Genomic DNA, 12,904 nt, shown 5'->3' with positions numbered 1-12,904 from the left:
TTGTTCTCCTGATCAGGCCACTGCCTGTTCTTCCCGCCGCGTCATCAGACAGGCGGCGACGATGTCGTCTTCCTTGTTGATCACAAGCTGGCCGTCCTTGTCGATGATCAGCTTGAGGAAGTCCAGCACGTTGCGGGCGTAGAGCGCCGAGGCGTCGGCCGCCACCATTCTGGCCAGGTTGGTATGTCCGATCAGGATCACGCCGTTGTGGTTGACCACCTGGTCGGCTACCGTCAGCGGGCAGTTGCCGCCCTGCGCGGCGGCCAGGTCCACCACCACCGAGCCCGGCTTCATCTGCGCGACGGTGGCTTCCTGCAGCAGCACCGGCGCCTTGCGGCCCGGGATCAGTGCGGTGGTGATGACGATGTCGGCCTGGACCGCGCGCTGGTGCACCAGCTCGGCCTGGCGCTTCATCCAGTCCGGCGGCATCGGGCGGGCATAGCCGCCCACGCCCTGGGCGATCTCGCGCTCTTCATCGGTGAGGAAGGGCACGTCGAGGAACTTGGCGCCGAGCGATTCGATCTGCTCCTTGACCGCGGGGCGCACATCGGAGGCCTCGATCACCGCGCCCAGCCGCTTGGCCGTGGCGATGGCCTGCAGGCCGGCGACGCCCGCGCCCAGGATCAGCACGCGCGCGGCCTTGACGGTGCCGGCGGCGGTCATCAGCATCGGCATGAAGCGCTGGTAGTGGTGCGCGGCCACCAGCACGGCCTTGTAGCCGGCGATGTTGGCCTGCGACGACAGCACGTCCATGCTCTGTGCGCGCGTGGTGCGCGGCGCAGCTTCGAGCGCGAAGGCGGTGATGCTGGCGGCCGACATGCGCGCGTTGTTCTCGGCATCGAAGGGATTGAGCATGCCCACCAGCACCGCGCCGGGCTTCATCTGCGCCAGCTCGGCGGCATCGGGCGCGCGCACCTTCAGCACCAGTTGCGCGCCGAGCGCGTCGGCGGCGCTGCCGATGGTGGCGCCGACCGCCTCATACGCGCCGTCGGGCTGGCTGGCGTTTAGGCCAGCACCGGCCTGAACGACCACCTTGTGGCCCTGGGCGACGTACTTCTTGACGGTCTCCGGGGTGGCGGCGACGCGAGTCTCGCCGCGGAGTGTTTCCCGTGGAATACCAATTTGCATATTCGATTCCCTTGTGTCAGGCCAGCGTCAGCCCGCCGTCGACAAGCAGCGTCTCACCAACCATGTAGGAGGCCAACGGCGAGGCCAGGAAAACGGCGACTCCGGCGATCTCGTGTGGCAAGCCCATGCGGCCCAGGGGCACGCGCGAAAGCGTTGCATCGAGCCGCGTCGGCGAAGCCGTGGTGACCTTGGTGAGCTTGGTATCGACCAGTCCCGGGGCAATGCCGTTGACGCGAACACCTTCGGCTGCCCAGGCTTCGCCCAGCGTGCGGGTCAGACCCACCACGCCTGACTTGGATGCGGCGTAGGCCGGGTTTCCGCGCACGGACCGGAAGCCCGCAATCGAGCTCAGCGTAACCAGGGAACCCTGGCTCTCGCGGAGCATTGGCCGGAACTTGACCGCGCACGCCATCACGCTGGACAGGTTAACGCTCAGGACCCGGTCAAAGGCTTCCATTTCGAACTCGGCCCGCTTGTACAGGATGGTGCCCTGTGACAGCACCAGCGCATCCAGGCGCTGGAAGGCAGGCTGCACGGCGTGGATGGCGGCCTGGTCGGAGACATCTACCTGCGCATAATGCAAACCGGAGAGATCAGAGCCGTCGTCGGCGCTGTAGTCCGCCGCGCGGGCACGCGTGCCCCATGCGTGGACCTCTGCGCCGAGTTGCCGGAATGCCTGGGCAATGCCGTTGCCGATGCCGCTGGAGCCTCCCACCACCAGCACCGTCTTGCCGGTGAAGTCCAGGAATCCGGCAAGGCCGGGCTGCGCGATAGGGGTCGGTGTTGAATTCGCCATGATGCTGTGATGTTGGAAGAAGTGCCGGTCAGCGCGAATGCATTTGCAGATGCTTCCAGGCCATTGCCGCGACCGGGCTGGCCAGTTTCCCGGCTTCGAGCGCACGCGTGGAAGTCGCGGTACCATCCGACGCCCGCTTCATGATGCCTTGCAGGATGCCCGCGGTGCGAAACATGCTGAAGGCGAGGTAGAATTGCCAGTCCTGCGCAATCTTGCGTCCGGTACGTTGCTCATAGGCACGCCGATAGGCCGCCTCGTCCGGGATACCCAGGCTGGCGGCGTGAACGCCTGCCATGCCCCGGAGCGGGCCCGGTTCGATATGCCAGCTCATGCAGTGATAGCTGAAGTCCGCCATCGGATGGCCGAGGGTCGAGAGTTCCCAGTCGAGCAGCGCAAGGACACGAGGCTCGGTCGGATGGAAGATGAGGTTGTCGAGCCGGTAATCACCGTGAACGATGCAGACCTGCTCCTCCGCTTCGTGCGGGATGTGCTGGGGCAGGCATGACATCAGCGCATCCATCGCCGGAATGGATTCGGTCTGGGAAGACTTGTACTGCCTGCTCCACCGCTCGATCTGTCGCGAAAAATAGTTGCCAGGCTTGCCATAATCGCCCAGGCCAACAGCCTTGCAGTCGACGCTGTGCAGCGCCGCGATGATCCGGTTCATCTCGTCGTAGATGGCAGCGCGCTCGTGCGGGGCCATGCCGGGCAGCGACGGGTCCCACAGCACGCGCCCTTCGACATGCTCCATGATGTAGAAGGCGCGGCCGATCACTGCCTCGTCCTCGCACATGGCATAGGTCCTTGCAACCGGCACGTCGGTACCGGCGAGCGCTGCCATCACGCGGAACTCGCGCTCGATGCCATGCGCCGACGGCAGCAGCCTTGCCCGCGGCCCGGGCTTGGCACGCATGACATAGGTCTGATCCGGCGTGACCAGCTTGAAGGTGGGATTGGACTGGCCGCCGTTGAACTGCTCGATGGCCAGCGGGCTGGCGAATCCCTCCACGTGCTTCGTCATCCAGTCCTGCAGTGCAGCGGGATCGAAGCCGATGGCTTCGGTCACCGGGCGCGTGCCGGCGAACGCGGAGAAGTCCGTGCTCATGGGAGTCGCCGGGTTCATCGGGCCGCCAGCATCGACGACAGCGATGCCTCGTTCTTCTCCGCGCGCTCCAGCGCACCATAGGCGTAATACATCACGACGCACATGAGCGACCACGCCAGGCACGCGAGCACATAGAAGAGGGCCTGCTCGTCATCGCCGGGGATCTTGTAAAAGTCGTAGATGGTGGCGATGGCCTGAGACGTCAGCAGGACTACGAGCACGCCGAGTGCAAGCAGACCTTCCCCGGCGCTCAGCAATCTCCAGGCAAAGTAGGCGAGGTACACCGAGAATGCGGACCACATCGCTACGTAGAAGTACGGCCGGGGCTGCGCCATGAAGTCGGCCGACACCAGGACCGCCGTTGCCGCGATAGCGGCGGCAAAGAACAGGACATCCGACAGGATGGACGGCTTGTAGCGATGCGTGACGGCCATCAGTCCGGCAGTGGCGATCACCGGAATACCGAAGCCCCGGGAGAACGCATCCAGGAAGTAGGAGATGCGATAGGAGATTTCCACACCGCCCAGGAAATAGAGCAGGAAGTTCGATGCCGAGAACGTCACGATCAGCCACTCGAACCCGAGAAGATAGTTGCGCTTGCCCAGAAACTTCAGGCCGAAGATCAAGGACGTTGCCACCAGTGTGGCGATCGAAAGGCAGAGAATGTAGAAGCTGAGTTCCATTACGACTCCAGGTAAATGTTTTCGGGCAGCTTCGTCACTTCTGCGGGGCGAGGCTGGCGAGGTAGCTCGCCATCGCCTTGCGGTCCTGCGCTGAAGCCGCCATGGCAATGCGTTTCATCATTCCGGTCGGATCGCTGTGCGTGCCGTCGGCGAACGCGTCGAACTGCGCAAGCAGGTACTCATAACCCTGGCCGGCAAGGCGCGGAAACTGGTCACGCCCCATCAACTGGCCGCCGTGGCAAGCGATGCAGTTGCCCGATGCCACCAACTGCCTGCCCCGCTCCCGCAACACCGCATCCGGCGTGAAAGTCCGGTTGGCCACGGCCGGTTGCCTGGCAAAGTGATCGGCCAGATGGTTGATCTCGGTCTCGCTCATGGTCATCGCCAGCGGGCCCATGGTAGGGTTGGGCCGCTCGCCGCTCGCGAACTTGTGGAGCTGGGTAGCCACGTACGGGGCCGGCTGGCCCGCCAGGCTCGGATAACCCTGATGCATCGAATTGCCCCTGACGCCGTGGCACGCGATGCAAGCGTCGGTCACGTGAGGCCAGGGACCGCTATTGGTCTCGTAGGCCGCCGCGGACGCAGAGATGTAGCGGTCAAGCCGATAGAGTCCGAGGAGGTCGGCCCCCAACCAGGCCGTCAGTCCGGCAACGATGGCGCCGGCGGCGCCCAGCAATATGCGTTTCTTCATCTCTGCCTCCTACACGCGACGCAGCGCGTTGAGCGCCTGGAGCGCGGCGTGGTGACCCGATCGCACGGCGCCGTCCATGTAGCCGGCCCAGATCTCGGCCGTCTCGGTGCCGGACCAGATCAGCTTCCCGCACGGTGGACGCAAGGCCTCGCCGTGGGTGCTCCAGAAGCCCGGCGGGATCGCGGAGACGCAGGTGATCGTCCATGGATCAGCGCGGCCCCAGTCGTGGTCGTGATATGACACCGGGGACAGCGCTTCGCGGCCAAAGGCACGGGCGTACAGCGCCGTCAGGAATTGCTGCGCGGCCTTGGGTTCCGACGGGACCTGCGCGTTCGAGATAAAGGCGTTGATGACGCCGATCTCCCCCCCTGGCGGAGAGTTGTCAAAAGCCCACAGGATGGGCCCGTTCACCTGGAAGATATGTCCGTTCAAGCCCTTGTCGCGCCAGAACGGCCGGGAATAGACCATGGCCGTCTTCCGCGCCGGCGAGTGGGCGGGCCAGGCACGCTGCAGGGCGGCACGCTTTGCCGGCAGCGGGGGATCGAACTGGATCTGCTGGCACAAGGGTGGGCTCAGGGCCATGATCAGCTGCCGGGCGCGCATCGCGCCATGGTCCGTGTGCAGCGTGACGACGTCGCGGTCCCATCCGGAGATTCGTCGCACCGGGCTCGACAGTCGCACCTTCCCGCCCAACGCCTGCGCCATCCGGTTGCTCAGTACCTGCGACCCGCCAACGAAACGCGTTTCCTGCGCGCTATGCTTGATGCTGTCGAGCTGCATGTAGTCGCAGGCAGCCGAATTGATCATCGAGAGGAAATGCAGCAGTCCCATCTTGGCCGGCATCACCCCGCCGGAGAGCGCGATGCTCGCATTCCAGCCGGTGCGGTCCTCCGGCTTGATGTTCTGTCGCGCCAGCCAGTCGCCGACCGAAAGCTTGTCCAGTTCGGCTGCCTTCGGCGACTTCCATGGCGCGCCGGCGGGAACTTCGCGCGAGAGCCCGCTGAGCTTGCTCCCGATCGCCTCGTCACTGCCGAACGTGCCCTTGAGGTCCATCTCCAGGCGGCCGTCGCCGCCGAGAATGACGGTGTTGCCCTGGTAGAAGCTCGGGAACGTGCCGACGTCCAGTTCGCGCGCAAGGTCGGCCACGGCGGTCTGGCCAGGGCCGATCCACTGGCCGCCGACCTCGGACACGTGCCCGGAACCCACGTCGTAGTTCAGCGTCCGCCCGCCAACGCGATCACGCGCTTCGAGCACGACCAATGACTCGCAGCCGGCATGGCTCAGGTCCCGTGCCGCCGTCAGGCCCGCTAGGCCCGCGCCGACAATGACGACGTCGAGGACGTCCCCCGGCTTGCGGGCATGCGCCGGCCCAGGGCTCAGGCTGCCCATACTGCCTACCGCAGTCGAGATGCCAGCCAGCTTGAGCAGCTGCCTGCGCTGCGTGTTGATTGAAGGCTTCACCATGTTGTTTCGCAATTTCATTGCCTCACTGCGGGTCGAGCGCGAACCTGCGCGCGCCCTTCCCGCTTCTCATGCTTCTGTGCCGGACAGCCCAGACCAGTCCGCGCAGCGCCTGCTGATCAGCCTGTTGCACGGCGGCCGTACACTGCTCCAGGACCTCCGGTTCCGGGAACAACATCAGTTCTGCCGCGCTCCCGAGCACCAGCGCGATCTCGAACGGCGAGCCCGCCGCGAGCGCGTGGCGCAGGAGGGTCGACAAGAGGCGTTCGATGCCGGCACCGTTTGCCGCATCCACGCGAATACGCGCCACCGAGGCGCGGATCCGGTGGAGCAGTTCGCTGGAGCCGGGCTGCTGCCCCCATGCGGCTGCGCTCGCGCTGGAACATGTCGTCATGACTGCTTCTCACTGCAAAGGGCTGCTTTGTCCGTTGCCCTGCGCCGGCCGCCGCGACGGACGGTGTCTGGCGCACGGCCGGACGCATGCCGATACGCTTACTCGCGCGCCCAACCATTCTGGTAAAGCCGCCCGGCCAGCACCCCCAGGCGCGAGGCGAGCACGTAGTTCTCGCCGTCCTCGATCAGTGCGGAGCGCACATCGCGGAAGAGCTTCTCGATCGGGAACTCGCGCGTGGTGCCGTTAGCACCGAAGAGCTGGAAGGCCTCGTGCGTGATATTCATCGCCTCTTCGGTCACGCTGACCTTGGCTTGCGCGGTCGCATAGGGATGGCTCTGCGGCGACAAGCGCGCGAATGCCAGGCTGCGGCGCGCGATGGCGCGCGCCATCTCCAGCCGGCGCAGCATCTCGCCGACGCGCAAGTGGGTCATCTGGTGGTCCATCAGCAGCGCCCCACCCTGCTTGCGTTCGTGGCAATAGGCCAGCGCCAGCTCGAAGGCCGCACGCGCCACGCCGACGAAGACCTGGCACATGTGGGTGCCCGCGAACGACCAGGTCGAAGCCAGGTTGCCAAGGTAGTCGTCCTTCAGCGCAATGGCGAAGCGCTTCGGCACCCTGACGTTGTCGAAATAGATCTCCCCCTGGGGCAGGGAACGCTGGCCGATCTTGTCCAGCGGTTTGCCGCGCGAGATTCCTGGCAGGTCGAGCGGCAGGATCAGGCCGATGCCGTTGGTGAACCCGCCCTGCTCCCCGGTGCCATGGAAGCCGTCGCCGTAGTCCGCCGCCAGGTAGGCCAGCGCGACCTGCGCCACCGATCCGTTCGACACCCAGGCCGAGCTCTGGCCGTTGATGACGATCTCATCGGCACCGACCTTTGCGGTGACGTTGCCCACCGGCTGCTTGCCGCCGGCGCTCAGTTCCTCGCGGTACAAGATCGCGGCATCGGAACCGCGGTCGGGCTGTGTATTCATCCAGCAGCCGATCTTGCCCGCACACATCTCGACCAGTTCCTGGTTGCCGAGCGATTGCGCCATCGTCAGCGGCATGGTCGCGGCGCCGAGCGAGACGGCCAGGCCGGCATCGCCCCACCCGAGCTCCTCACCGATCAGCGATTCGATGCGAACGGCAACCTCAGGCGGAAACTGCGCGATCAGCTGCGGGTCGAGCCCCAGCTTCGCGCTTTCCATCATCGCCGCCCAATACGGCGACCCCGGGGCGATGACCTCCTCCGGCGTCATGCGGTCAAGCTCGCGGCCAACCGGCCGCAGTACCTCGCGAGCAAAACGATGAACGGTCTGCTGGATCGCGTTTTCCTCTTCGCTCAACGGCGTCTCGAATCCGGTCAGGCCGACTGCTGGCAGGGCCGTGGTCTTGTTCAGGCGAATCATCTCTGTCTCCTTTGTTCGTGGACAAACCGGGCGGCTGTCGGGACCAGTCGCTCATTTATTAGAACACTCTACAAAACATAGGTCATGTTGCCAAACATACAAGCATAAAAAAAGACAGGGTAATCCCTGTCTTTCCGCATCCGGGCACCGACGTTGTGACGCCTAGCCGGCCTCTTCGGTCGACCGCTCGCCCAGCACGAGATGATTGACGGTGGCACGAAAGGCCTTGTTGAGGCCGCCGTGGTACGCACGCTTGCGTCGTCCCGCACCGAGCTGCAGGGCGAGTCCATCGGCCATGGCGATCAGCAGCGAGGCGACATGCAGACTTTCTGCCGTCTTCAGTTCAGGATTCACGGCTCGCGCCAGTTCAGCAATGCCGCGCGTGAGCGTGTCATACCACTCGTCGAACATGCGCGCACACTCGGGATCGGTGGAGGCCAGCGAAACGAAGTGCCACCACAACGCCGACTCCTTGTGGCTGCTGGCGTCTGTGAGCGCCTTATCCAGCAGCGTGTCGAGCGCCTCCCGCGGTGCCATGCGGCTGTCCAGCGCGCGCTTCAGGTCTTCGAGGTAGGCGTCGATGATCGGCGCCATGATGGCGCGCAGCACGGCCTGCCTGGTCGGGAAGTAGTACTGGAGGTTGCTGATGCTGATACCGGCGCCAAGGGCCACGGCGCGCAGCGAGAATTCCAGGCTGCCCCCTTCGAGCAGCAGCTTCCGCGCGACGCGGATGATGGCATTGCGCGTGCGCAGGCCCTGGGCCCGCAGCCCTTCGGGGTCTGCTCCGGTGGACGCTGCGGTCGCGGTGCGCCGCTTCCTGGTGGTGCGCGGTTCCGTAGGCACGGTCATCTCTTCTGCCTTGAATCAGGGCCTTTCGGCACTGGGGAAAGGATCGCGCCAGCGGGTCGCTGGGCGGGCGTCATTATAGCTGACGCCCGTCGGCGCGCATGGCGCCAGAGTCGCTTCGGCGGCGGCTCCCTCCTTGAAGATAGCAGTGAAATGGCATGCTGCCGCACCTTACCGGCGCGCGGCGTCCCTCGCCTTGCGGTTCACCCGGTGGTCCAGCCTGTTGGCCACGCCCAGCGCGGCATTGACCGCGCACCACTGCAGCGGTTCAGGCAGCGTCAGCGGCGTCTTGTGGCGCAACGCCGCAAGCAGCGGATTTTCCGCGCCGCAGATCCGCTCGGCCAGCAGCAGCCCCATCAGCGACTGGGTGCCGACGCCATGCCCCGAACAGCCGGCGGCATAGAGGACGTTGCGCTGTGCGCCGGCTTCGCCGACCACGGGCAGCGCGTCGTAGGCGAAACTGATATAGCCGCTCCAGCATGACCGGATGGCCAGGTCCCCCAGCATCGGGAAGCGCTGGTGCAGCCCGTTCGCCAGCGCCCGATAGGCTGCCTCGTCCGGCACATTCGGCGTCTGCCTGCCGTAGACGTAGTGCAGCCGCTTCGTCGTTGTCACAAGCGTGTTGCGCGCGGTCAGGCGATGGCTTTCCATGGTCCAGTGCGCCGTCACGATGCCTTCGCGCCGTGGCCAGCCGAGCGACGCCAGTTGTGCCGCGGACAGCGGCTCGGTCTCGAGCGCCGACACCCGCAGCGGGATCACCTTGTTGCCCAGCAGGCCAAGCTGCGGCGTATAGGCATTGGTGGCAAGCACCAGGAATGGCGCGTGCGCGCGGCCCCGTTCGGTCTGCACCGTGACGGTGGGGCCGTCGGCCCAGGACAGCACCTTCGTGTTCTCGCAGATCCTCACCCCGGCACGCAGCGCCGCGCGCCGCAAGCCCATGACATATTTGCCCGGATCGAGCGTGCCACCGCCTGGCAGGTAGCAACCGAACAGGAATGCCGGCGGTATGCCGCGCGCGCGCATCGCGGCGTAGTCAAGGAACTCCCCCGGCGAGCCGAGTGCCACGCCGGTCCGCAGGCTCTTGCGCAGCTTCTTCTCCTGCGAAGGATGAACCCCCGCACGGATAATGCCCGAGGCGTTGTAGTCGCAATCGATCCCGAGCTCGGCAAGCTTTCGCTCCACGTAATCCACGCCGTCATCGTAGAAGCGGATGATCTGCTTCGCCTGCGCGTGACTCACGCGCCTGAGGAACAGATCGTACTCGAGCCCTTGCCCGCCCGCGAGATAGCCCGCGTTGCGACCGCTCGCGCCAAATCCGGCGAACTCGCGCTCGAGGACGATCACTTTTGCGCCGCGCGCGGCCAGCTCCAGCGCGGTGGAGAGGCCGGCAAAGCCGGCGCCGACAATGATCACGTCCGCGGCCGCCTCGCCCTCCAGTTCCGGCTGCAGGTCATCCGGCGCCTCCACCCAGCCGCCGAGCGGGCGATACACCGGCCTGCCCTGCCTGTCGAACCCAGCCATGTCTGTCTCCTTCAATCCTTGCTCAGGATATGGATGGCGAGCGCCGCTTCCTCGACGCCCTGCAAGCCTCCGCCGTTCTCCTGGATCGCGTGACGCGCGCCCTGCACCTGCCGCACGCCGGCTTCCCCGCGCAACTGGGTGACCAGTTCATAGAGCTGGCCAATGCCGGTCGCGCCCAAGGGATGACCCTTGGATTCGAGCCCGCCCGAGGTGTTGATGGGGATCCGCCCGCCCAGCGTGAACTCGCCGCGCTCGGCAGCCGGCCCGCCCTCGCCGAACGGCACCAGGCCGAGGTTCTCGGCCTGGATGATTTCACCCATCGCCGAGGCGTCATGGACTTCTGCGACGTGCATGTCCTGCGGGCCCAGGCCGGCCTGTTCATACGCCTGGCGCGCGGCCAGGTAGCCGATGTTGCGTTCCGGCGCATCGATGGGCCGGTGCGTGAAGCTGCGGATCACGCTCGCCGCAACCCGGATGCATCGGCCGCGGTCCGCGCCGATGCGCCGCAGGCCTGCCTCGGTGCAAAGAATGGCGGCCGCCGCGCCGTCCGAGACCGGCGCGCACATCGGCAGCGTGATTGGATACGTGATCGGCGGCGCGGCAAGCACCTCGTCGATCGTGAACGGCCGGCGGAACTGCGAGTGCGGGTTATGCACCGAATGCCCGTGGTTCTTCGCCGACACCGCCGCGATTTGGCGCTGTGTGGTGCCGTAGGTCTTCATGTGATACCGGCACAGCGCGGCATAGATCTTCATGAAACGGCTGTAGGGCTTGTCTGACTCCGATCCGGGCGGTGGCTCGATACCTTCGCCCAGCCGTGCCAGCGTCGCGAAATTCTCCTCGACCCTGGACACGTCCCACCCCCCTTCGAACAGCGCAAATGACCTGGCCTTGTCCGGAACGTTCATCTTCTCGGCGCCGATGGTCAGCGCCACGTCGCACGCTCCGGCCCTGAGGTGCTGCACCGCCAGGTGAACGGCGGTGCTGCCCGAGGCGCAGGCGTTCTCGACGTTGAACACCGGAATGCCCTCGACCCCGGTCTTGCTGAAGACAACTTGTCCGGGGACCGACAACTGGCCCTGCAGCGCGCCGTTGGTGATGCCGGAGTAGAACGCCGCGCCAATGGCGCCGGCGGTGCAGCCGGCGTCCGCCAGCGCGCCGCGCAGCGCCTCGCCGGCAAGGTCCTCGATGCTGCGCTCGGGATGCCGGCCGAATACGGTCATGGCGATGCCTGCGATGTAGATATTGCTCATAGCTTGTCGTTCCCCGAAAACCCGATCAGATCTTGCGTTGCAGGCCTTGCCAGTATTGCTCGCGCAGGTCTTTCTTCAGGACTTTGCCGACCGGGCTGCGCGGCAGCGCGGCGACGAAGTCCACGCTCTTGGGCGCCTTCACCGAGCCTAGCTTCTGCTTGCACAGGCCGACCAGTTCGTCCGCACTGACGCTATGGCCCGCGTTCAGTTCCACCACGGCCTTCACCGCCTCGCCCCACGTCTCGTCGGGCACCCCGATCACCGCGCAGTCCTGCACCGCCGGATGCGCCCAGATGACCTGTTCGACTTCGCTGGGGTACACGTTGAAGCCACCGCTGATGATCATGTCCTTCTTGCGGTCGGTGATATGCAGATAGCCGTCCGCGTCGAGATGGCCGATGTCGCCGGTGTGCAGCCAGCCGTCGACAATGGTCTCGGCCGTCTTGTCGGGCGCCTTGTAGTAACCCTTCATGACGAGGTCCCCGCGCACGCAGATCTCGCCGCTCTCGCCCTGGGGCAGCACCTCGCCACGGTCGTTCAGGATCTCCACGCGAATCAGCGGGTTCGGCCGGCCAACCGAGGACAGCCGCTCGTCCGATGCCAGCCGTCCGCCGACGAAATGCTCGGCCGGTGTCAGGTAGGAGATCGACGCCGGCGCCTCGGTCTGGCCGTAGCCGCCCGCCATGACCGGGCCAAACACTTCGATCGCGCGCTTGAGCTTCTCGACCGACATCGGCGCGGCGCCATAAAGGAAGCACTTGAGCGAGGAGAAGTCCTGCTTCGAGATGCCGGGGATGTCGAGCATACGATAGATGACCGTGGGCGGCAGGAAGAACTCCGTCACCCGGTGCCGCGCAATCGCGCCCAGCACGGCCGCGGGATCGGGCTTGGGCAGGACCACCACGGTGCCGCCCCGAGCGGTGCAAGGCAGCGACAGCATCCCGGCCGTATGCGTCATCGGCGCGGCGGCGAGGTTCACGGGGCGCTCCTCGCCCTGGTAGGGGAACGCAGTCATGAACTGCGCGAAATAGGTCTGGTAGGCGCGGTGCGTGTTCATCACGCCCTTGGGCCGGCCCGTGGTGCCGCCCGTGGCCGACAGGGTCACGACATCGTCCATGTCGTAGTCGACCACCGGTGCGCTCGACGGCTGGCCCGCGCTCCACGTCGCAAGCGACGGCGCCCACGGCAGGTCGGCGTCGATGCACACCCAGAGCTTCACCTTCGGCAGCCCGCCACGCAACGCATCGATCACCGGTGCGAACGCCTGCTGGAAGAACAGCACCTCGCAGTCGAAGGCGTCGAGGATGAACTGGTTCTCGTCGGGCGCATTGCGCCCGTTGACGGGGATATACGCCATCCCCGCGCGCCATAGCCCCAGCGCACAGCCCCAGGCCGTGACATCGTTGTCCGCCCAGACCGCGCCCTTGGTCTCCCTGGCGAGCCCTTCAGCGAGCAGCCCGTTGGCGATGCGGCACGACAGTTCGCCGATCTCCCGGAACGTAAAGCTGCGCTCGTCCTGGATATAGGCGATACCGTGCGGATTGATGCGCAGGCCGCGATCAAAAAAATCAATGATTGCCATCTCAGGCGTTCCTCACTCTCAGCGTGTTCTGACGAATTCTGTGAAACTATTCTGCG

General features: G+C 65.9%; 12 protein-coding genes. All 12 read right to left on the bottom strand.

What is annotated here, in order from left to right; all coding sequences use genetic code 11:
- Nucleotides 1–12: 12 nt before the first annotated feature.
- The 12 genes from ACOCMH_RS13200 to ACOCMH_RS13145 all read right to left on the bottom strand — a co-directional run bounded on the left by ACOCMH_RS13200 (nucleotide 13) and on the right by ACOCMH_RS13145 (nucleotide 12,848).
- Entirely contained in the window at nucleotides 13–1,128 is a 1,116-nt protein-coding gene (locus ACOCMH_RS13200) for a Re/Si-specific NAD(P)(+) transhydrogenase subunit alpha (RefSeq protein WP_427308683.1), read from the bottom strand.
- 16 nt (nucleotides 1,129–1,144) lie between these two features.
- The gene (locus ACOCMH_RS13195; RefSeq protein ID WP_427308681.1) at nucleotides 1,145–1,924 is read right to left on the bottom strand and encodes an SDR family NAD(P)-dependent oxidoreductase; all 780 of its coding nucleotides are present in this window, start codon (nucleotides 1,922–1,924) and stop codon (nucleotides 1,145–1,147) included.
- A 28-nt stretch (nucleotides 1,925–1,952) separates the two neighbouring features.
- Complete coding sequence (locus ACOCMH_RS13190) at nucleotides 1,953–3,029, bottom strand: phosphotransferase (RefSeq protein WP_427308679.1); 1,077 nt, start codon at nucleotides 3,027–3,029, stop codon at nucleotides 1,953–1,955.
- Between the two features lie 14 nt (nucleotides 3,030–3,043).
- The gene (locus ACOCMH_RS13185; protein WP_427308677.1) at nucleotides 3,044–3,712 is read right to left on the bottom strand and encodes a hypothetical protein; all 669 of its coding nucleotides are present in this window, start codon (nucleotides 3,710–3,712) and stop codon (nucleotides 3,044–3,046) included.
- 34 nt (nucleotides 3,713–3,746) lie between these two features.
- Nucleotides 3,747–4,403 carry a c-type cytochrome gene (locus tag ACOCMH_RS13180; RefSeq protein WP_427308675.1) on the bottom strand — a complete coding sequence of 219 codons (657 nt, stop codon included), beginning with the start codon at nucleotides 4,401–4,403 and terminating at the stop codon, nucleotides 3,747–3,749.
- Between the two features lie 9 nt (nucleotides 4,404–4,412).
- Nucleotides 4,413–5,885: a flavin monoamine oxidase family protein gene (locus tag ACOCMH_RS13175; protein WP_427308673.1), complete on the bottom strand. Its 1,473-nt coding sequence runs from the start codon at nucleotides 5,883–5,885 to the stop codon at nucleotides 4,413–4,415.
- A gap of 4 nt (nucleotides 5,886–5,889) precedes the next feature.
- Nucleotides 5,890–6,258, bottom strand: coding sequence for a hypothetical protein (locus ACOCMH_RS13170; RefSeq protein ID WP_211983453.1), 369 nt, complete (start codon nucleotides 6,256–6,258; stop codon nucleotides 5,890–5,892).
- 98 nt (nucleotides 6,259–6,356) lie between these two features.
- Nucleotides 6,357–7,646: an acyl-CoA dehydrogenase family protein gene (locus ACOCMH_RS13165; RefSeq protein WP_427308670.1), complete on the bottom strand. Its 1,290-nt coding sequence runs from the start codon at nucleotides 7,644–7,646 to the stop codon at nucleotides 6,357–6,359.
- A gap of 162 nt (nucleotides 7,647–7,808) precedes the next feature.
- Nucleotides 7,809–8,495 (bottom strand): TetR/AcrR family transcriptional regulator, encoded by a 687-nt coding sequence (locus ACOCMH_RS13160; RefSeq protein WP_018003916.1) that lies wholly within the window; start codon nucleotides 8,493–8,495, stop codon nucleotides 7,809–7,811.
- Between the two features lie 168 nt (nucleotides 8,496–8,663).
- The gene (locus tag ACOCMH_RS13155) at nucleotides 8,664–10,013 is read right to left on the bottom strand and encodes an NAD(P)/FAD-dependent oxidoreductase (RefSeq protein ID WP_427308668.1); all 1,350 of its coding nucleotides are present in this window, start codon (nucleotides 10,011–10,013) and stop codon (nucleotides 8,664–8,666) included.
- An 11-nt stretch (nucleotides 10,014–10,024) separates the two neighbouring features.
- On the bottom strand, nucleotides 10,025–11,266 hold the full coding sequence (locus tag ACOCMH_RS13150; RefSeq protein WP_211983456.1) for a thiolase family protein: 1,242 nt from the start codon (nucleotides 11,264–11,266) through the stop codon (nucleotides 10,025–10,027).
- A 25-nt stretch (nucleotides 11,267–11,291) separates the two neighbouring features.
- A complete protein-coding gene (locus ACOCMH_RS13145; RefSeq protein ID WP_211983457.1) occupies nucleotides 11,292–12,848 on the bottom strand; it encodes an AMP-binding protein in 1,557 nt (518 codons plus the stop codon).
- Nucleotides 12,849–12,904: the final 56 nt, after the last annotated feature.

This window comes from Cupriavidus sp. H39 (assembly GCF_050271075.1).
In the GTDB taxonomy this organism is placed as follows: Bacteria; Pseudomonadota; Gammaproteobacteria; order Burkholderiales; family Burkholderiaceae; genus Cupriavidus; species Cupriavidus necator_B.
The sequence above is the reverse complement of the archived record's forward strand: the minus strand, read 5'-3'. Positions and strand labels throughout refer to the sequence as shown.

Bases quoted from the DNA above. Each gene is read 5' to 3' on its own strand.
- ACOCMH_RS13180 (WP_427308675.1), bottom strand. From the start codon at position 4,403: ATGAAGAAACGCATATTGCTGGGCGCCGCCGGCGCCATCGTTGCCGGA.
- ACOCMH_RS13185 (WP_427308677.1), bottom strand. From the start codon at position 3,712: ATGGAACTCAGCTTCTACATTCTCTGCCTTTCGATCGCCACACTGGTG.
- ACOCMH_RS13145 (WP_211983457.1), bottom strand. From the start codon at position 12,848: ATGGCAATCATTGATTTTTTTGATCGCGGCCTGCGCATCAATCCGCAC.
- ACOCMH_RS13195 (WP_427308681.1), bottom strand. From the start codon at position 1,924: ATGGCGAATTCAACACCGACCCCTATCGCGCAGCCCGGCCTTGCCGGA.
- ACOCMH_RS13150 (WP_211983456.1), bottom strand. From the start codon at position 11,266: ATGAGCAATATCTACATCGCAGGCATCGCCATGACCGTATTCGGCCGG.
- ACOCMH_RS13155 (WP_427308668.1), bottom strand. From the start codon at position 10,013: ATGGCTGGGTTCGACAGGCAGGGCAGGCCGGTGTATCGCCCGCTCGGC.
- ACOCMH_RS13170 (WP_211983453.1), bottom strand. From the start codon at position 6,258: ATGACGACATGTTCCAGCGCGAGCGCAGCCGCATGGGGGCAGCAGCCC.
- ACOCMH_RS13200 (WP_427308683.1), bottom strand. From the start codon at position 1,128: ATGCAAATTGGTATTCCACGGGAAACACTCCGCGGCGAGACTCGCGTC.
- ACOCMH_RS13190 (WP_427308679.1), bottom strand. From the start codon at position 3,029: ATGAGCACGGACTTCTCCGCGTTCGCCGGCACGCGCCCGGTGACCGAA.
- ACOCMH_RS13175 (WP_427308673.1), bottom strand. From the start codon at position 5,885: ATGAAATTGCGAAACAACATGGTGAAGCCTTCAATCAACACGCAGCGC.
- ACOCMH_RS13165 (WP_427308670.1), bottom strand. From the start codon at position 7,646: ATGATTCGCCTGAACAAGACCACGGCCCTGCCAGCAGTCGGCCTGACC.
- ACOCMH_RS13160 (WP_018003916.1), bottom strand. From the start codon at position 8,495: ATGACCGTGCCTACGGAACCGCGCACCACCAGGAAGCGGCGCACCGCG.